Consider the following 19,921-nt stretch of genomic DNA (forward strand, 5'->3'; position numbering starts at 1 on the left):
GTAAGGGATATGAGAAACACATGGGATTTTTATTCTACCGAAAGAATCGTTTTTGGAAACGGGGCGATCGGGCAATTGGATTCAATCCTGCAAAGGTTAAAGGCGAAAAACATTTTGCTCGTTACTGACCCAGGGATCAAAAACGCTGGTATCGTGGACAGAATTTCATCGTTGTTGGAGCAAGCAAATTACGAAACAGTTATCTATGACCAGGTCGTACCGGAGCCGCCTGTAGATTCGGCAATGGACTGCTATAAGTTTGCAGAATCTCAAATGGATATTGATGCAGTAATTGGCCTTGGCGGAGGAAGCAGCATTGATATGGCCAAGATCGTCGCCTTGTTGGTCGCCCATGGTGGACATCCCCTGGACTATTATGGCGGGGAAAATCAGGTTCCCGGACCAATCGCCCCTCTTGTAGCGATTCCGACGACGGCTGGAACCGGTTCGGAAGTGACATCAGTAGCGGTATTGACCGATGTGGAAAATAACCTGAAAGTAGGTATCTCGGATAACTACCTAAGACCAACCGTTGCCCTGCTTGATCCAGAATTAACGTTAGGGCTTCCCGCTTATGTAACAGCTTGTTCCGGAATTGATGCTCTGTCACATGCGATAGAGGCATACACAGCCAAACCTTCTGCATATATCCAGGCAGAAGGAAACATTTTATTCCAAGGTTCAATCCCCATAAGCGATGCACTCGCCTACAGAGCTATTGAATTGATTGCAAAAAACCTGCCGCTTGCTGTGCAGCAAGGAAGCAATCTCGAGGCCCGTTCCAATATGCTAATGGGCAGCCTGCTTGCTGGAATGTCCTTTTCAAATGCAGGTACAGCAGCAGCCCATGCATTGGCTTATCCAATCGGAGGGCTTGTGAAGTCACCGCATGGAGAGGTGACAGGGCTCTTGCTTCCATATGTCATGGAATATAATGCAGCTGTAGAAACAGAAAAAATGGTGAGGATTTCACAAGCATTCAATGTGAACTCGGATGGCCTCTCCGATAAGGAAGCCGCTTTGGCTGCTTCAAAAGCTGTACTTAGCCTGCTTGGGGAAATTGGACTGCCTACAAGGCTGACAGAGATTGGGATCAAAGAAGAGGATATTCCCGAAATTGCTGAGAAGACCCTCCAAATTGATCGCCTGATTCGGAATAACCCAAGGGTGCCAACCCAGCACAGTTTAGAAGAATTACTTAGAAAAGCTTTATAGATTGCTTGAAGGAATGTTGTCCCTGGAAGGTTAAACATCAATCATGATGGATCTGCAGACCGGAGCGGAAAGGGTTTCACTATCTAATAGAATATAAATGGAGAGGAAGATGAAAATGTCCCTTATGCCTTTTACATATAGTATGCCGACACGGGTGGAATGCGGTAACGGAATATCTGGAAAAACAGGGGAACTAATTAAGGATTTAGGTGTATCGAGTGTGCTGATCGTAACAGATAAAGGGGTTAGAGGAGCCGGTCTCTTACAAGGCATTGAAAAATCCCTTTCCTCGGCAAATCTATATTTTGAGATTTACGATGAGGTGGAGCCTAATCCATCAGCTCAAACAATCCAACAGGGGACAGTGTATCTTAGGCAACAAAAGATGGAGGCGGTTCTGGCTGTAGGCGGAGGAAGCAGCATTGACACTGCCAAGGGCATCGCGGCAATGGCTACTAATCCCGGCCATATCCTGGATTATGAAGGGGTTGGAAAGATTTCCAATCCCCCGCTCCCGATCATAGCAATCCCGACGACGGCTGGAACTGGCAGTGAAGCTACTAATTCGACAGTGGTAACGAATAAGGAAACCTCTTTTAAATTAGGTGTACTTAGTTCACTTCTGTTTCCAAAGCTAGCTATATTGGATCCTGCCCTTACATTGAATTTGCCTCAAGAGATTACGGCAGCTACTGGTATGGATGCTCTTACTCATGCAATTGAATCTTACACCTCCAAATCTGCCAACCCTGTCAGCAAGGCTTTCGCGATGCAGGCCATTAAGATGATCGGTGAAAATTTAACACGATCGTACTTTGTGGGAACGGATATGGAAAGCAGGGAAAACATGCTTGTAGCCGCCCTGTTAGCGGGTGCAGCCTTTTCACAATCCCGACTGGGTAATGTACACGCCATTTCCCATACATTTGGAGGAGTCTTTAATATCCCGCATGGCATCGCAAATGCAGCACTATTGCCATTCGTCATGAAATTCAATTTGCCGGCATGTGAGGATCAGTATAGAGAAATTGCAATAGCTTTAGGAAAGGATGTAAGCGGTTTATCCAATAAACAAGCAGCCGAAAAAGCAATCGAAACCATCATCGAAATGAATCGGAGCATGAATATTCCTCTAAATATTAAAGAGCTTGGAGTCTCATTGGACGTTTTACCGAAATTAGTGGAAGATTCCATGCGAAGCGGTAACGTGGTCGTTAATCCAAGGCTGACGAAGGCATCGGATATCCAACTGATTATAGAGAAGGCTTATGAGGGGGATTTTGAAGGTTTTAATAATGGTAATCGAAGAGCAAGCGGTGCCAAAAGTTCAGAAACGGCCATCGTGAATGTATAAAAACCATACAATTTGAAAATCACCTGGGATTTCGAATCAGTTTCCCCTTTCAACTCGGACATATGGATTTCCCGCAGCATTTTTCTACCTGAATATAATTATCTAATGAGGTGACGTATGAAAAAGACCAATGGAAGATGGCTTGTAGTGGTACTCCTTTTCGTCGCAACAACAATCAATTATATGGATAGAGCAATTCTTGGCATTGCAGGACCCTCGATGATGAAGGATCTTTCGCTTTCGGCAGTCGAATTCGGGATATTGGGGTCAGCGTTCTTTTGGTCCTATGCCTTAATGCAGATCCCGGTCGGGGTAATCGTTGATAAATTGGGGGCACGATTAACGTATTCGATTGCCATCGTATGGTGGTCGCTCTGTACGGTGTTTACTGGAATGGGACGTTCGCTTGGCGGACTGATCGGTATCCGCGTTTTAATGGGGATCGGAGAGGCGCCAGCGTTTCCGACCAATACGCGCGTTATTTCAGACTGGCTGCCGTCACACGAACGGGGCATTGCAAACGGGATCTTTAATTCTGGTACAGCTATCGGGATTGGCATAACGACACCCGTTTTAGCATGGATCATCCAGACTTGGGGATGGCAAGCAGCATTTGTGGTCATTGGATCCATCGGTTTTGTATGGCTGGCATTCTGGTTATTCTTTTTCAAAAACCATCCAGAGCAAAGTAAGATTGCAAACGAGGCCGAAGTAGCCTATATCAAAGAGAAGCAAACTCAAACCGAAAAAGCGGCGACACAAAACATCTCGCCATTTAAATTCTTCAAATTCAGAAGTGTTTATCCTATGTTATATGGCTTGTTTGCCCATAACTATCTTACTTATTTAATGATGACCTGGCTTCCCACTTACCTTGTAGTCGAAAGGCAAATGACTCTTTTAAAAGCTGGATTTTTCACGATGCTGCCTTGGATCATGTCCTTTCTGGGAAATATTCTAGGAGGGGTGTTGTCGGATTTCTTGATTAAAAAAGGCTGGAATTCCATCAAAGCAAGAAAAACTGTTTTAACCATAGGCATGCTTTTTCCATTAGCCATAATCCCGACGATCTATACAGACAGCGCCATAATGGCACTTACGTATATCTCCATAGCAATCGGCGGTGAAGGATTGGCTGCGGGCATTCTCTGGGCCACTGTTTCGGATGTTGCTCCAAAGGGTGCGGAAGGAAAGCTTGCCGGGCTGCAAAACTTCGTGGGGAACCTCGCTGGCTGGATTGCTCCAGTCGCAACAGGGGTCTTAGTAGCGAAGTTCAATAATTTCAATATAGCCCTGATCATACCTGTAGTCATTTGCCTAATTGCTGCTGTGGGGTATACCTTCGTTCTTAAAAATGAAAGGATTTCCATTAACACGGACATTGACGGAGGAACTAAAGTTTCAGGACTCTGATCTTTTTATGTATAATGAAGCACTTTGCAAATCCAACAAAAAAGGAGACATATTCATGCTGAAAACTAGTGGATTAGTCAATTTATCTGAACTGAAAATGTATGTAAACGGTGAATGGACTGCAGCACATAACCGAGAAACTTTACCAGTAACAAATCCATCAACAGGGAAAGTGGTGGCAAGGATTCCAAATGGGGGACGCCAAGAAACACATGCGGCCATTGCAGCTGCTGAGGAAGCGTTTAAATCCTGGTCAAAACTGACGGCACAGGAACGCAGTAAATATCTAAAGAAATTGCATGACCTTATGCATGAATATAAAGATGAATTAGCAGAAATCATGAGTATGGAAATGGGCAAGCCCTTAACGGAAGCCCGGGGCGAAGTGGATTTTGCTGCAAGCTACCTGGAATGGTTTGCAGAAGAAGGCCGCCGGATTTATGGGGAAACGATCCCTGCTTCTGCTGTAAATAAAAGGCTATCGGTGATTCGCCAGCCGATTGGAGTGGTTGCTTCCATTACCCCTTGGAATTTCCCTTTGGCCATGATGACGCGGAAAGTGGGACCTGCCATGGCCGCTGGATGTACAGTCATTGTCAAGCCTGCAAAACAATCTCCTATTAGTGCGTTAGCGTTTGGTAAATTGGTGGAAATGGCGGGAGTGCCTGCTGGAGTGGTCAGTATCGTAACAGGGAGTGCCGGACCTATCTCGGATGAAATTTTTGAAAACCCGGTAGTAAGGAAAATTTCTTTTACCGGATCTACTGAAGTAGGCAAATTGCTGGTTACCAAGTCAGCCCCGCAGCTCAAGAGACTTTCCCTTGAGCTTGGAGGGCACGCGCCGTTCATCGTCTTTGAGGATGCTGATTTGGAAGCCGCAGCAGCTGGTGCCGTTGCAAGCAAATTCAGGAACACCGGACAAACGTGCGTATGCGCCAATCGCATTTACGTCCACCGTTCTGTCATCGATAAATTCTCTGCACTTTTTGTTGAAAAGGTACAAGCTCTAAAAGTCGGAAATAGCATCGATCCAACGGTTGAAGTCGGACCTCTTGTAAGCAGTGATGGCTTGGAAAAGGTAGAGGAACATGTACAAGATGCCTTGGCAAAAGGTGCCAGCCTTCTTTGTGGCGGACAAAGAGTTGAAGGGGAATTGGCTGATGGATTATTCTATGAACCGACCGTTCTGGGTGGAGTGAGCAAGGATATGCTCATCACACACCAGGAAACATTTGGACCGGTCGCACCAATCATCGCGTTTGATACAGAAGAAGAGGTGATTGAGCTTGCCAACAATACAGAGTACGGGCTGGCCGCTTATTTTTACACACAGAATATAAGCAGGGGAGTCAGGGTATCCGAAGCTTTGGAGTTCGGCATCATCGGCTACAACGACGCCATTCCCACCGTTGCACAAGCTCCATTTGGCGGCATGAAGGAAAGCGGCATGGGGAGGGAAGGCGGACATCAGGGCCTTGAAGAATATTTAGAAGAAAAATATATATCGATGGGTTTTTAAAATAAGGCAAGAAAGGGCTTAAGGTGAAGTCGAATCCTTAAGCCTTTACTTATTTACTCATTAAAAAGGAAAGGTTTAATTCATTACACGCTCCCCATTGATTAACAAACCTCTGTTACCAAACTTCACTCCCTCCGCATTGATCCTAGGTTGTTAATATTTGGTTTTTTGTTGTAAAGTAAATATTATTATAACTAGAGGTGATTGCATTGAAAAAATGGACAAGAGCAATAGAAATAAACGCCCCGATTGAACAGGTATGGAAGTTTCTTGATGGTTCTGTAGAAAATATGCAAAAAATCATGCCTCAAGTAGTTGAACAGAAGCCCGTTAAAATAACGGAAGAAAAGGTTGGAAGCGTATATCGCCAAAAATATCGAGAAGGAAAACGAACCGAAGAGTATGATATAGAAACATTAGAATATTTGAATAAAACGAATGAGAAAAAGCTTAAAGTAGGCTTCATACTTGCTAAGATGTTTGAAATTACAGCCTTTTATGAACTAAATAAAATCAATGACAAGAGAACTTCCTTTACATATACAGTCACCAGTCGCCCGTTAAAGTGGTTTTTGAAATTACTTTTATTATTTGCCACCGATAAAGTGGTCGTTGAATTTTTAGAACGTGTCAAAAAGGTAGCTGAAGCAGAAACAAGTGGATCATGAGTGAATGAAGTCAATCTTCCGCATGATAGGGGGCAAACAGCTTGCCCATGTTGAGGGTCTGCTTTGATTGTTTCATTCCACTGCAGGCACTTGCTTCCCGCTCGCTTCCCGCTGGCGGTCCGCCTTTGGCGCTTTTGTGCCTGCGGGGTCTCCCTTGGACGCGTATTTCCCGCAGGAGTCTCGCACACCCGCTCCAATCAACTCTGCGTGAAAACTATGTCGACACAGCAACATAGATAGAAAAGAATCCATCTTTTTTCAAGATGGATTCTTTTTACTTGTGGGAAAAGGCATCACATGAGAGGAGGAACGGGTTCACAGTTTTTTATCCATTTTACTAATTTATTAAAAATTCCAAATTATTATACCCTTTTTCGGTGGTAAATCAAGAAACGAAGGAGGAACGATTCCATATATGAAAATCCTGAATTCATATTTGGAACCTATCAATCTGAATTTATGGTTATTATGCCATTATGATAGAGTTCTACACCGCTGCTTATAAGAAATATTAAAGGAAGAGGAGGAATGAAAACAATGGGTAAGAAAAAAGTTCAGTTAATTGCTTCACTATTATTTATAGTTAGTGTTTCTTTGATCGTTTCAGCTTGTTCTAATTCCAAGAAAGATGTAAGTAATGTTAGTTCGGAGGATAAAAAAAATCTAAAGGTAATTCAAATGGACGGTACTTTTGCTGTAAATGTGGATGATCCAAAAGAAACTGTAGGTGATGCAGATTACGTTTTTATAGGCCGAGTTGATGTAGATGTTGACACTGTATACAAAGATCCTGTAACAATTGAAACTAGTGACGGTACGAAAGAGGTTTCAACACCGTATACAAATTACAAAGTTACAGTCTTGCAAAATATAAAAGGTGATTTAGTTATAGATACATCCATACCTATTCAAAAGGTTGGAGGGATAAATGAAGATGGTTCTTCTATTGTTTTGTATGAAGATGATAGATTACCGGAAGAAGGAAAATCATATGTGTTTTTAGCGTATGTACAAGATGATGGATCTTTATTAGTATCAGGTCCGAATTCGAATGAATACGTGGAAGGTATTAAGCAAGATGTGACTAGCGAAAAACTGGAAAAAGGCGAAGCTTCTTTGAACGAGGAAGCCACAGAGGTAGTTTCTGCTTATGAATATGCATTTGAAAATGAGTTACCTACAGATAGGGAGCGTTCAGAATCAGAATTTGATGCTGAGCAATAAAAATTTAAAAGCAGGTGCATTATGGGTAGCAAGTAATGTAGCTAATGGTAACACAAAAAATAAGAGGTATGTGCATTATGAAGCAATGAGAACTTCAAACTCTAAGGGGCTATGGGTTGGTCCATGTAGATCTAAATCGAAAGCAATTTTAAGATTAAAAAGTGGATTAGATGCTTGGAGTATTGGCTCATCAAATGCACTCAGTATAGAAAAAGGTGCTTCACCAACTGGACGATATAGATTTGATTCAGCACATACTGCTGGCAAAGGAAAACGTACATTTGCACATTATCATCATCATGAATATGGTACCCACCCATTCTACGGAGCTCTGGTAATTTATCAAATTCATTTACAAAGGAAGTATTCTATGGGAAAGAAATACGACTTCGTAAAGTTATTCCCTCCTAAAAGAATTGAGGAAGTAGCTTATATATTAGAGCATGATTTAGAGGGAATAGAGATTCCTAAAGAAGATGAACGTATAAAATATATACTGGCTGATCCTTATGCTCCAGAAATGAAGCTAATTAAAGGAGTATATTTAATCTATAATAAAACGATACTAGAATTACTCACAGGAAAAATTCATTCTATTAATAGCTATGAATTTAAATACCCTAAGAAAAAGAATAGAAAGATTTCAGATACAGACATAGAATATGCATTGGACATGGCAACTATTGTAGTACTTGCAAGCACCACTAATAAAATACTCACGACCTATTTTATTAGTGGTTCTGCTGAAAAACTAAACAGTATATTAAACGTATGTAATGGCTACTCCAAAGATTTAGAATACGATGAATATAAAGCTAGTTTACAAAATTTTAAAAATGATATTGAAATAGTTAGTCAGATGGGATTATTAGAGAAAATACTTGGAAATGATTCTGGCGAAAGTTAAGTAATTAAGGATTACTGTATATTAAATAGTTAAACACATCTATTGCCTTACAATCCTAAAACCAACCGTTGTTGGCAGGGGTACGGTTAAAGCTAAAACATTTGGTAAGTATTCTACAACATATGATGATAAAAGTGATTGAAAAAGTTAGCAGTGGAGCTGTATGTAGCAATGGATGAAAATCATGAGTCTGTAGTACCGGCCACCGTGAGCAGTACAGTACCATTCGCCGAGACTTGGTGAACATCACCAAGTCTCGGCGGCTATTTTAATGATTAACGTTCCACCGTTTCTATTTTTTCAATGCCATATAACCGACGAAGCGACTGAATGAAGTGGTTGTAAAAGAATAGGTCATCATGAGTTCCTACTGGATTTAACTCAAATAATAGACCGCAACATGTACAAGCTTCTGTTATACCTCAATCTCCATCCCGATGTTCCGTTCTTTCGATTGGAAGTAAACACCTTTTGCCACAGCGAGGTCAAAGTAAGCAGCACCGACTGATTTAAAGAAGGTAATTTCCTCTTCATTTTCCCTGCCTGATTTGGTCAGTGTTACAAGTTCATAAAGCTCCCCGTGAATATCATTAAACGACCAATTTCCCCGATTGGCTGCATCAATGAGCTCTCCTGCTTCATCCTTCACGCCCGCCAAATCGTCGACGATAATTTTAGCGGCGCGTGAAATCGTGGTATTATCCACTTCTTTCATATCCGGCAAATAAGACCCGACCCCGTTAATGTGTGTGCCCGGCTTTACATCCTGCCCATTGAATACAGGCTCGTTCGAGCGGGTTGCACAGCAAATGATATCTGCTTGACGAACGGCAGCTGATACATCCTCGTAAACTTCAAAAGGAACGGTTACTCCGAACGCGCGCAGCTTATCGGCGAATTTCTCCGCTTTCTCTCGTGTGCGATTGACTAATAAAATACGTTCAATGTCCCTTATGGCTAATACACCAATTGCTTGTTCAAATCCCATAGCCCCTGTTCCGATAATCGTGAGAACCCGGGCGTCTTTACGAGCAAGAAAGTCCGTGGCAATACCGCTCAATGCCCCCGTTCTGAGACGTGTTAAATAGGAGGCATTCAATAATGCTATATGTTCGCCATTTTCTGCATCTGACAGCATGATGACTCCTTGTGTTGTCGCCATCCCCCTTGAAGGATTCTTTGGAAAAATGGTAACAACTTTGACCGCTGAAACTTCTTCAGATAAATCAGCGCTTGGCATGTAAAGTGCCGATGCCTCGTGTTGAGGGAAAGCAAGAACTGTGCGATGTGGGTTGTCTATTTTTCTAGCACCATGTGCACGCAATACGGCCTTTACATCCGCTATTGCGTCCTTCATTCCATATGATTGTTGAATTTCCTTTTCATTTATAACCAACATTCCATTGTCCTCCTTGAAGTAAAAAACCATAGATTACATGGCACTAGTATTATGCGTTTCGTCTAATTTCTGATTACTGCGATCCTTAACTGCCCAAATCGCTGCTAGTGACAGGACAGATGCAAAAATAATATAGATGGCGACAGGAACATAGGAGTTATTAAATCTATTAAGTAAAGCCGTTGCAACTAGCGGCGCTGTTCCTCCTGCCAGAGCTGCTCCAATTTGATAACCAAGCGTGATGCCGGTATAACGAATCCTTGCATCAAAAATTTCCGAGAACATCGTTCCAAGAACTGCTGTGATGGGAGCCCAAATAACCCCTAAACCTATCACTGTTGCAACGATTAATAGGAGTACCGATTTTTGCTGCAGCAACCAGAAGTATGGGAATGCAAACAGTGCCATCCCAATCGTTCCGCCTATAAACAGCTTTTTACGGCCAATTGTATCGGATAACATCCCCATGAATGGTATTAAAATTGTCGTTATAATGGTTGCGATCATGACTGCAGTCAATGTAGCTGTCCGTGAGAAACCGAGATTTGCAGTAGCATATGATACAACAAATGTGCTGAAAATATAAAATGGCGCTGTTTCTACCACTTTGGCTCCCACGGCGATAAGCACTTCACGCCAATAATTCTTAAGAGTTTCTACAATCGGCAGCTTTGGAACTTCTCCGGATTCCTTTACTTTTTTGAAAGACGGAGTTTCATCAATTCCTTTACGAATCCAGAGGCCAAAAAATACAAGCAAAGCACTAAAAATGAAGGGTATACGCCATCCCCAAGTCATGAATGCGCTTTCAGGAAGCAGTGTCATAATAGATAAGGCAACGGTTCCAAGCAGCATTCCTATAGTAACACCCATCTGAGGAATGGCTCCGAACAGGCCCCGTTTTTCAGCGGGCGCATATTCAACGGCCAATAATAGCGCGCCTCCCCATTCACCGCCAATTCCCAGACCTTGAACTAAGCGCAACGTGATTAATAAAATCGGCGCCCAAATGCCAACGGCTTGATAGGTAGGAAGAAGCCCCATCCCAAATGTTGCGAAGCCCATTAAACTAAGTGTAATAACAAGTGTTTTCTTTCTCCCAATACGATCGCCAATATGGCTAAAGATCACTCCGCCAAAAGGGCGGATGAAGAATGCTAACGCAAAGGATGCATAGGAAAGCAACAGCCCTATTGTCGGATCCTCATTCACGAAGAATAGCTGGTTAAACACGAGAGCTGCAACAGTCCCATATAAAAAATAGTCAAACCACTCAATTGAACTTCCGACTAAACTCGCGACTAAAATTCGCCGCATTTGTTTCTTCTCCATCATGAGTCACCCCTTTAAAATTGAAGTGTCACTTCAATTTATGATTTTCTTCATTTTAAATAATTTAAAATTTTCTGTCAATATTTTTTTAATAATTTATTAATGACGAAGCATTCAACAAATTTTGTACTGTATAATGAAGCTAGATACTATGTAAAAAAGGGGGCATCTGTATGCCTTTTGATTCAATCGGAGAAAAAATGAAATCATTGAGGAAAGAGCGGAAACTAACATTAAAGAGCCTTGCTGAACAAACAGGCGTTTCAATCAGCTTTTTATCACAAGTAGAACGGGGAAAATCAAGCGTCACATTAGAGTCACTAAAAAAAATCGCCGATACATTGGATGTCAGCCCAAGCTTCTTTTTTTCTGAGGAACGCTCCCAAGAAAATTCAGATTATAATCATGAGCAATTTCACTATCAGAATTTATCCAGCGGCATTCATGATGCTGTTTTTTCGCCTATTCTTGTCACCTTAAAGCCAGGTGAAAATAAAGGAAGCGCTTTTTCCCATAGCGGACATGAATTTATATTCATTGTCGAAGGGAAGTTAACAGTGGAAATAGAGGGAGAAAGAATAGAACTCCGTGAACAGCAGTCGTTCATGTTCGATGCTAGAAAAGCCCATTACTGGTTTAACTTCTCGGATCAAATTGTCCGGTTTTTGGTGGTGTCGTCGAAATAACGTCACAGTATATATCCAGTTAACGAGTTAGTTGGTTGGTTGTTGTTGTAAATGAGTTCATATGTGGTACAAAAGGATAGATGTAAACAGGGATTCCTCACTGTTCATCCATCCTTTCTTTTTACCTTGTAAAATGTGTGACAGTAAATCAAATCATTAAAGTAATGAATTTTTCCATATGTGAAAATCCTGAATTCAATTTTGGAATCTATCACTCTGGATTTAGGGTTATTATGCCATTATAAAAGATTAAAAATAATGAAAATCAGTGGATGATTTGCCTAGGGGAGTTACTCGAGGAACTTGAAGGCTTTTAAGAGAACCATGTATGAAGTAGAGTTTGAACAATTTTAGTGAAGCACTTGTAATCGGAATTTTAGGGATGAAGGTAGAGACTTTGAATTATCTAAATTAAGTTTTTTCTCACTCATCTTAACTAAGCGTTAGGGGGACACCATATTGACAAAGTTTTTATTATCAATAGTAGGTGGAGTTTTAATTGGAGGAATTATTTGTTACTTTTTTATGGATTATGAGACATCGAACTATGTCATTCAAAATTATAATGGACTTGATGAGAAAGAAATTAAAGAATGGGATTTTTCTTATATCACACAAGGTGGCTTCATAATTTTAATAACCATTTTACTGATTTACTTTTCTTGGGATACAGTAGAAAAGCGTGTTGATAAAGACAAATAAATGTGAATAATCATTAACATATATGGATATTTATTGAAATGTGTTATCGTTACTATGCTAGATGGCAGTTACATGATGGGGTAACGAATTTAAGTAGAAATATAAGTGGGAAAACTATTAACCCTGCTGCTGGATGGGTCCACTACAGAGGGAGAATAAGTTATCATGAATACAACTTTTAAAATATTTCTTTTAATCTTACTGAGCATTTTAATAGTGGTTCAAATATTTCAGACGGGCACGCTCCAGATCTATTTCTTTTTGGAAGTATGGGTTTTTTAGAGCTTACTTTATTAACTTATCCTTATATATTCCTTACTTTGGCGGTAACTCTAGGTAAAAAGGGAGTATAATTCAGGCAGCGTAAACGCAATTGTCCGCTTGTTTTTTTGAGGTAAGCACCTAGTTTTTTTAAAAAAAGAAGTATCAAAGAACAACGAACGTTCTTGATACTTCTTTCTTCCATTTTATTTGAAGAATTAACTGTAATCTCGCTTATTATGCCATGAAATTGCCATGAAATGATGAGGTACCCATGGAAGCATACCAAGGCGTTCTTAGCTTTCTCTTATGCTGCTTTCTTTTGTTTTTGGTCTAAGCGATAACTTAGGAATGTCAGAACGCTTGCAAGAATAGCAACCAGCCCACCGACCCAAGTCACATTCATTAAATCTCCCTGATGGTAAACAATTCCGCCTAAAGCGGAACCAAAGGCGATACCGACATTGCTTGCTACTGGCATCAGTGAAGCAGCTAGCCCTGTTGCTTTTGGTTGATAAATACCGGCAAGGTCTATCAAATAAAGCTGGGTGGATGTTGTTAAAAGGATGGCCATTAATGACATCAAACCAATGTTAATTAACCCAAAGATAAAATGATTTGTCGTCCAATATAAACTGATCAGAACGATTGCCTGCACAAGGAAAACAAACCGGAGGCGTCCGATCGCATTGTAGCTGGCAATTTTACCAGCAAGTATGTTGCTGAAAATGGAAATGAATCCGTAGCCAAACAAGATCAAACTGATTGAACTGCCTGGTGCTTCCATTCCTTTCAGGATCGGTACAAGATACGTATAAACGGCATACGTTGCTCCAAACCCAAGAGATGGAATGAAAAAAGCCATTAAAATTCGCGGGTGTGTTAACAAAGAAAATTGATCACGCATCGAACTGCGAATTGTACTTTGCATAGTAGGCAATACGAAAAAAGATGCCAAAAACGCAATAGCTCCGAGAAAAGTCGTTAACAGAAAGGATGCATTCCAGTCGTACCATTCAGCGATGACAGTGCCTATCGGTACTCCAATCACGTTTGCAAGTGTAAAGCCACCGAAAACGAATGATATAGCAAGTCCGCGTTTAGCGATCGGCATGGTTTCACTTGCAACAACCATGGCAAGGGAAATTAAAACGCCTGTTACAATCGCAGTCAGCATCCGAAGTGCAAGGAGCATGATGTAGCTCGTCGAAATCACGCACAAAGCATTCAGGACGATGAACGAACCTATTAAAAACAACATCCATTTACGCTTTGGAAAATGACTCGTTGCCGACATCACGAGCGGTGTGGCAACGGCAAACGTAAGCGCAAACGCAGAAACGAGTGTGCCTGCTTTGGCATTTGTGATATGGAGACTCGAGGAAATATCGGTTAAGATCCCGACGATAACAAATTCGCTTGTCCCGAGAACAAATGTTAATAAAGTAAGTGTTAAGATGAGCAACCAATGTCGCTTGGTTAATTCTGTGGCGTGCATAAATACCTCTTTTCTTAGATGAATGTAGATGTGTCACAGGGTAGATAAACAATTTAACTATCATACCACAAAACATTTTTACGAGGAAAACCCTTGCTTAGTTATCGTTTGTTATTTCTTGCTAAAAAGCTTGTAGCTGAATCATCCACCAGCAGTTGAGCTGTATGTAGCGATGGAGGAAAATCATGCTTCTGTAGTGCCGACCATTATTAACAGAGACTTTCGATTCGCCTATAGATAAAAATCTTTGAAAAAGCAACCCCCAGGACTGGAGGGAAATCACCATTCTTGGGGGCTGTTGTGATGCAATCGATTAAGGGAATTAACGATCCAGCGTTTCGTTTTTAGTTTCTATGCCATATAACTATCATCATGAGTTCCTTCTGGATCTAACTCAAATAATAGATTAGATTCCGAATCGCCTTCCTTGATAAATGCAAGGTGGGCCTTCTTCGTGTAGTCAACCATATGCCTTTGTATCGCTTCTTTATACATTCTCTCTAATTCCCCGACATATAAATAAAGCTGATGATCTTGACGATTCATAGTTGGTTTGAGATGGATATTTCCTTGCCGTTCCATCTTTTCTCCTTGAAGATAGCGAAGAACGTCCTCGTACCAAAAAGAAGCCGATAATGAGATATATTGATGGAATGCATCTGGATAATAATAGGAGGCGAAAATCGAAACAAGTCCTTCAAGTGAGCAGCCGGAAATAGCTGTATGTGAAGGCTCAGGAATCGTAGCATAATGGGCATCTTGCTTGGCCGTTTCTCCGCCATCATGTATATAGATCGTTCGGTATTTCTTGGTTTGATCGTAATTTGAGGGTAAGATGACACATACCTCATAGTTAGCAATTTTCCCAGTAAGATATCGAATCATGTATTTTCCTCCACGTCCTTTAGAACATTCGTATGTTGAAGTTTAGAAAAGGCTCTTTTCGTAAAGATAGTTGTTTTTAAAACGAAACAATTTAAGGTTGATTGGAGCGCAAGTGCGAGACTCCTGCGGGGGCAGCGGGACAGGTGAGACCCCACAGGCGTTTACGCCGAGGAGGCTCACCGCCCGCCCCGCGGAAAGCGAGCAGCTGGAGGGGAAATCAACACAACGCTTTACTTGGTAAATAGCAACAAAGTATGAGAAAACAGCCTTAGAAAAAAATAAATGATAATACACGCTCAGTTATTTTGAAAGGAATAATCCGATTAATAGAAATAAAGGATGATGATAATGAAATAACTCATATTTAAGAATGGCAGCCAATAGAAAGAAGGAGCTTAATAGGGTTGGCAGTCTTTAACTGTTAATTTGTGTCTTTGCATTAGGTCCTCATTAGTTGATAAAATGATTTATCAGCTGTGTTTCTTTGATGAAACGATAATAAGGAGCGGTATGCTTATCTTTCAACATACAGAAAGTGGGATTTTATGATTAACCTGCATCAAGTGAGTAAAAAATTTTCACAATTCCAGGCCATTAAGTCTGTTACTTTAACAATACCTAAAGGTGAAATTCATGGAATAATCGGAGCGAGTGGAGCAGGGAAATCAACGTTGCTGCGGCTAATGAATTTGTTGGAGACCCCAGATGCGGGCGACGTGGAGGTAAACGGCCAAAGATTGACCACATTGAACAATAAAGCACTTCGAGGGGCACGGAAGTCGATTGGCATGATCTTTCAGCATTTTAATCTTGTGGCAAATAAAACGGTCTATGACAATGTGGCAGCCTCTTTAGAGCTGGCAGATTATCCAAAGAAGGAACGTCGGGGCCGTGTTGTAGAGTGTCTCCAATTTGTCGGATTGGAGGGTGAGATGGAGCGATATCCTGCACAATTAAGCGGGGGACAAAAGCAACGTGTTGCCATTGCAAGAGCATTGGCAAATAACCCCCAAGTGTTGTTATGTGATGAACCGACTTCTTCCCTTGATCCAAATACAACGGCTGAAATATTAGACGTGCTAGAGACCATAAACAAACGCTTCGGTGTGACGATAGTCATTGTCAGTCATGAGCTGGATGTCATTAAAAGTATATGCAATCGTGTTACGATCATGGCAGATGGAGAAATTTATGACACGGTCTTAATCGAACCAAGCGGGATTCAAAAAAAGGATAATCGTCCAGAATACTTTATCGAACAATTAGCAGAGAATGGTGGGTGAGGTCATGCCTGAGATTTTAGTTCAATATGAGGCAGAAATTTGGCAGTCGATTGGAGAAACCATTACGATGGTTGGTGTATCCATTTTAGCTGCGATGTTGATTGGATTGCCTGTCGGAACCTTGCTATTTCTTTGCAGGAAGGGTCATTTGCTTGAAAATCCGTGGGCTTTCTCGATTTTAAATTTATTTGTCAATATTATCCGGTCTTTTCCATTTTTATTATTGGTTGTTTTTTTAATCCCGTTTACAAGACTCATAATCGGCACAGCCATTGGTACAGCAGCTGCTTGCGTTCCATTGGCGATCATTGCCATTGCCCATTATTCGCGATTGGTCGAGCAATCTTTATTGGACGTGCCAAAGGGTGTGATTGAGGCAGCCATTTCCATGGGGGCTTCCGTTAAGGATGTCATCTTTAAATTTCTTTACGTGGAGGCTCGTTCAGGGCTAGTCCTCGGACTCACGACATCGATTATCAGCTTTATTTCCTATTCAACGATCATGGGAGTGGTCGGGGGCGGCGGTATCGGCGACTTTGCCATCAGGTATGGCTATCAGCAGTTTAAAACAGAGCTAATGATTTATATGATCATCATTATGATTATTCTAGTACAGCTTATCCAATTCATTGGAACAGCTGTAGCCAGAATGATTGATAAAAGATAAATAATGGAGGGAAACATCATGAAAAAAATACTCTTTCTCATGGCAGCAATTATGTTGTTTTTAGTAGGATGCGGAAAGACGAATGAAGGAAAAGAGAAAGAAAATGCGCAGAATCAGGAGAAGGAAGAGGTAACATTGAAAGTGGCCTCACTCATTCCCCCAATGACGGAAATCCTTGAGCTAGTTAAACCAAAGCTGGCAGAGGAGGGCATTAACCTGGAAATGGTTGTATTAAGTGATAATGTGCAGCCTAACACCGCACTAGCGGCAAAAGAAGTGGATGTGAACTTCTTCCAACACGTTCCATATATGGAGGAATTCAATCGAAACAAAAATGCAGAGCTAGTACCAGTGAAACCCATTTATTTTGCCAATTATGGGGTGTATTCCAAAGAATACGATTCAATGGATCAATTGCCAGAGGGTGCCGTTATTGCCATTGCAAATGATGTGTCGAATATCGATCGTTCATTGGCCTTGCTGGCACAGCATAAAGTTATCACTTTAAAGGAAAAAAAGGGTCCATATTATACAATGTCTGATATTACTGAGAACCCTAAAAACTATAAGTTTAAAGAAGTCGATTTATTAATGCTGGCGAGAACGTATGATGAAGCAGATGCAATCGTGATAACACCTGCTTACGCCGCACCGCTTGGTTTGACACCAAAAAATGACGCCCTTCTCACAGAAGGTGTTGAAAATGACTTTGCGATTACATTAGTGGCACGCAAGGATAACGTAGATTCTGAGCCAGTCCAAAAGTTGGCAAAGGCCATGACAAGCCCGGAAGTACGCAAATTTTTAGAAGAGAAATATAGTGAAACAGCCATACCGGCGTTTTAATTCTGATACAAAGAAAGGGCTATTCCTTCAACAGGAATAGCCCTTATTTACGTTTCATTTAACTTTGCCAATTTTGTGGCTCCTGGAAAAATTACAAAGCATAAAGAAATTTTCTATTATCCTACCTTCTTTATACAATAAATTCGTTTAATAAAAAGTCCCTTCATTTCTTGAATAAATATAGAAACTCTTCTAAAATATATTTAGTCCATAATTTTACAGTGAATAAAAATATTACATATAAATGAAATCTAGTTATATTAAAAGAAGTTGAAAGGACTTTCCATAATGTCGATGATTTACGAATCTCAAACACTAGTTTCTGCCATGCAAACGCGTGTCGGACAATATAATGACCTGAAAGAACAGCTCAATGAATTAAAAAAAGGATTTGAGAGTATCGTTCATTTGGATGATGAGCTGCAGGGTCAAGGCGCAGAGGCCATCAAAGGATTTTACAAAGCACAGATCGATGTCGTGGATTCTTGGCTGCGTCTGATCAATCGGCATGTTGCCTTTTTAAGTGGAATTCGAGGAGATACAATCGAAGCGAATCTGAGTGAAACCGTGGTTACGGTCCCTTTTTTAGAGGAAGAGCTGGAAAGCGCCAGTCGAAATTCAAAGGAAATGGTCACAGCCCAAAAAAATGATCTGAAAAAAATATTGGCTGGAATTGATGATATCATTCAGTTAGAACCCTTTTCCGATGATGCGTTCTATGAGAACATGGAGAAAGCTGAAAGGAAACGGAACCAAACGATAGACAAAGTAAACGAAATCGATCATAAGTGGACGGCTGAATATGCTAAATCCGAAGCGGACCAAGCGGCAGTGGCAGCACTCATGGAGCAATTGAAAGTATCCAGTACAAGAGGAGGAGTAGTGTCCCCTCTCTATTTTAATGCAACAGCTTATAAAAATAGTGAAGCCTATAAAAACCTGGAAGTAAGGAAAAAAGAGACCGCACAATATCTGAAGGTTAAGAAAGAGGAAGCCGAGAATCGCCGGATCAAAGACATGAAGGCCCAACTCGATCATGTAACAGATCCGGATGAGTTCCTCAAAATCGCCAAGCAAATCGGGTATGAAAACTTAGCGCCCACCCAGCAGCAATATGTCATGCAGCTAGAAGCGGCTAAGCAAACCGCAGACATTGCAAAAGGAATCGGCGTAGGCCTGTATGATGTAGGGAAAGACTTCGTGTCAGGAGTTTGGGACTTTGTCACAGATCCCGGGCAAACAGTCGAAGGCGTAGTAAATTCAATCATGCACCCGATTCAAACCTATAAATATATATCCAAGTCCATCTCCGACTCCTATGAACGGGATATGGTAAATGGCGATGCCTATTCCCGGTCTCATTGGGTAACCTATGCGCTCGGAACAGTCGTCACATCAGTAGTCGGAACAAAAGGCGCAGGTGCCGTAACGAAGACTGGTGCAGCCACTACAAAAGCGGCTGCAGTAAAAGGCGTTACGAAGGCAAAAGAACTGACCACTATCCCTAACCTATTGCCATACAACCCTAAAAACCAACTGTCGTTGGCAGGGGGAGTACCTTATAATGTGGTTAATGGTACTGGATTAAAAGAACAGTTAATTTCAATGGCGAAAGTGGAGTCAAACTTTCAAGAAAATAGGGCTAATAAAATTAAAATCGGTGATAGTAGTCCAATTGCACCTGGAGGAGGGCTTGCAGCTCATGAAGCAAAAGGTGGTCATTTATTAGAAAGGCATGTAGGTAAAACAGATGAAGAATTAGTGAAAAGATTAGAAGAACAATCTTATATTACTGGAGCCTCAACTTTTTATGATAGAGCAACAGCTGAAAGGTTAGTTAATTTAGCTTTAACTGACTCTAATAATATAGAAAAAATTGAAAAGTGGTTAAATGATCCAGATAGTGATAATAAATTAGCATTGAAGTTTAGAGGCAATGAAAATATCGGGAAAGGAATAAAGAGAAATAATGGGGAATTAGAGGATTATAAAAATGCAAGAATCGTATTAAAAAAAGATGGCCAAGGTAGTTATATTTTAACAGGTTTTCCCACCAAATAAA

At 41.1% G+C, this 19,921-nt stretch carries 17 protein-coding genes; 13 read left to right on the forward strand and 4 right to left on the reverse strand.

Annotated elements, in window-relative coordinates; translation table 11 throughout:
* The first annotated feature begins 9 nt into the window (after positions 1–9).
* The 7 genes from ACFVS1_RS01100 (at position 10) to ACFVS1_RS01130 (ending at position 8,300) form a co-directional block, all read left to right on the forward strand.
* Positions 10–1,215: a hydroxyacid-oxoacid transhydrogenase gene (locus ACFVS1_RS01100; RefSeq protein WP_387544747.1), complete on the forward strand. Its 1,206-nt coding sequence runs from the start codon at positions 10–12 to the stop codon at positions 1,213–1,215.
* A gap of 109 nt (positions 1,216–1,324) precedes the next feature.
* The gene (locus tag ACFVS1_RS01105) at positions 1,325–2,569 is read left to right on the forward strand and encodes an iron-containing alcohol dehydrogenase (protein ID WP_387544748.1); all 1,245 of its coding nucleotides are present in this window, start codon (positions 1,325–1,327) and stop codon (positions 2,567–2,569) included.
* Positions 2,570–2,686: 117 nt separating this feature from the next.
* A complete protein-coding gene (locus tag ACFVS1_RS01110; RefSeq protein WP_352925899.1) occupies positions 2,687–3,982 on the forward strand; it encodes an MFS transporter in 1,296 nt (431 codons plus the stop codon).
* A 55-nt stretch (positions 3,983–4,037) separates the two neighbouring features.
* Positions 4,038–5,501 carry an NAD-dependent succinate-semialdehyde dehydrogenase gene (locus ACFVS1_RS01115; RefSeq protein WP_387544749.1) on the forward strand — a complete coding sequence of 488 codons (1,464 nt, stop codon included), beginning with the start codon at positions 4,038–4,040 and terminating at the stop codon, positions 5,499–5,501.
* A gap of 209 nt (positions 5,502–5,710) precedes the next feature.
* On the forward strand, positions 5,711–6,169 hold the full coding sequence (locus ACFVS1_RS01120) for an SRPBCC family protein (protein ID WP_387544751.1): 459 nt from the start codon (positions 5,711–5,713) through the stop codon (positions 6,167–6,169).
* 528 nt (positions 6,170–6,697) lie between these two features.
* Complete coding sequence (locus tag ACFVS1_RS01125; RefSeq protein ID WP_387544753.1) at positions 6,698–7,393, forward strand: cell surface protein; 696 nt, start codon at positions 6,698–6,700, stop codon at positions 7,391–7,393.
* The gene (locus ACFVS1_RS01130; protein WP_387544754.1) at positions 7,380–8,300 is read left to right on the forward strand and encodes a hypothetical protein; all 921 of its coding nucleotides are present in this window, start codon (positions 7,380–7,382) and stop codon (positions 8,298–8,300) included. The genes ACFVS1_RS01125 and ACFVS1_RS01130 overlap by 14 nt, the downstream gene beginning before the upstream one ends.
* 415 nt (positions 8,301–8,715) lie before the next feature.
* On the opposite strand, the gene ACFVS1_RS01135 is transcribed toward ACFVS1_RS01130, so the two are convergent.
* Together ACFVS1_RS01135 and ACFVS1_RS01140 are read right to left on the reverse strand one after the other, a co-directional pair.
* Complete coding sequence (locus ACFVS1_RS01135; protein WP_387544755.1) at positions 8,716–9,699, reverse strand: ornithine cyclodeaminase family protein; 984 nt, start codon at positions 9,697–9,699, stop codon at positions 8,716–8,718.
* Positions 9,700–9,732: 33 nt separating this feature from the next.
* Entirely contained in the window at positions 9,733–11,031 is a 1,299-nt protein-coding gene (locus tag ACFVS1_RS01140) for an MFS transporter (protein WP_387544757.1), read from the reverse strand.
* Between the two features lie 173 nt (positions 11,032–11,204).
* Between ACFVS1_RS01140 and ACFVS1_RS01145 the strand changes: the two genes are divergently transcribed.
* Together ACFVS1_RS01145 and ACFVS1_RS01150 are read left to right on the forward strand one after the other, a co-directional pair.
* Positions 11,205–11,717 carry a helix-turn-helix domain-containing protein gene (locus ACFVS1_RS01145; RefSeq protein WP_387544758.1) on the forward strand — a complete coding sequence of 171 codons (513 nt, stop codon included), beginning with the start codon at positions 11,205–11,207 and terminating at the stop codon, positions 11,715–11,717.
* Between the two features lie 459 nt (positions 11,718–12,176).
* Positions 12,177–12,419 carry a hypothetical protein gene (locus ACFVS1_RS01150; RefSeq protein WP_387544760.1) on the forward strand — a complete coding sequence of 81 codons (243 nt, stop codon included), beginning with the start codon at positions 12,177–12,179 and terminating at the stop codon, positions 12,417–12,419.
* Positions 12,420–12,987: 568 nt separating this feature from the next.
* Here ACFVS1_RS01150 and ACFVS1_RS01155 read toward each other — a convergent pair.
* Complete coding sequence (locus tag ACFVS1_RS01155; protein ID WP_387544762.1) at positions 12,988–14,178, reverse strand: MFS transporter; 1,191 nt, start codon at positions 14,176–14,178, stop codon at positions 12,988–12,990.
* A gap of 351 nt (positions 14,179–14,529) precedes the next feature.
* Entirely contained in the window at positions 14,530–15,063 is a 534-nt protein-coding gene (locus ACFVS1_RS01160; RefSeq protein ID WP_387544764.1) for an alpha/beta hydrolase-fold protein, read from the reverse strand.
* 545 nt (positions 15,064–15,608) lie between these two features.
* On the opposite strand from ACFVS1_RS01160, the gene ACFVS1_RS01165 reads away from it, so the two are divergent.
* The 4 genes from ACFVS1_RS01165 to ACFVS1_RS01180 all read left to right on the forward strand — a co-directional run bounded on the left by ACFVS1_RS01165 (position 15,609) and on the right by ACFVS1_RS01180 (position 19,920).
* On the forward strand, positions 15,609–16,346 hold the full coding sequence (locus ACFVS1_RS01165; protein WP_387544766.1) for a methionine ABC transporter ATP-binding protein: 738 nt from the start codon (positions 15,609–15,611) through the stop codon (positions 16,344–16,346).
* A gap of 4 nt (positions 16,347–16,350) precedes the next feature.
* Complete coding sequence (locus ACFVS1_RS01170) at positions 16,351–17,013, forward strand: methionine ABC transporter permease (protein WP_387544767.1); 663 nt, start codon at positions 16,351–16,353, stop codon at positions 17,011–17,013.
* Positions 17,014–17,031: 18 nt separating this feature from the next.
* Positions 17,032–17,859: a MetQ/NlpA family ABC transporter substrate-binding protein gene (locus ACFVS1_RS01175; protein WP_387544768.1), complete on the forward strand. Its 828-nt coding sequence runs from the start codon at positions 17,032–17,034 to the stop codon at positions 17,857–17,859.
* 288 nt (positions 17,860–18,147) lie between these two features.
* Positions 18,148–19,920, forward strand: a complete 1,773-nt coding sequence (locus tag ACFVS1_RS01180; RefSeq protein ID WP_387544770.1) for a ribonuclease YeeF family protein — start codon at positions 18,148–18,150, stop codon at positions 19,918–19,920.
* Position 19,921 lies beyond the last annotated feature (1 nt).

The organism is Peribacillus sp. NPDC058075 (assembly GCF_042885195.1).
Taxonomy (GTDB): domain Bacteria; phylum Bacillota; class Bacilli; order Bacillales; family DSM-1321; genus Peribacillus.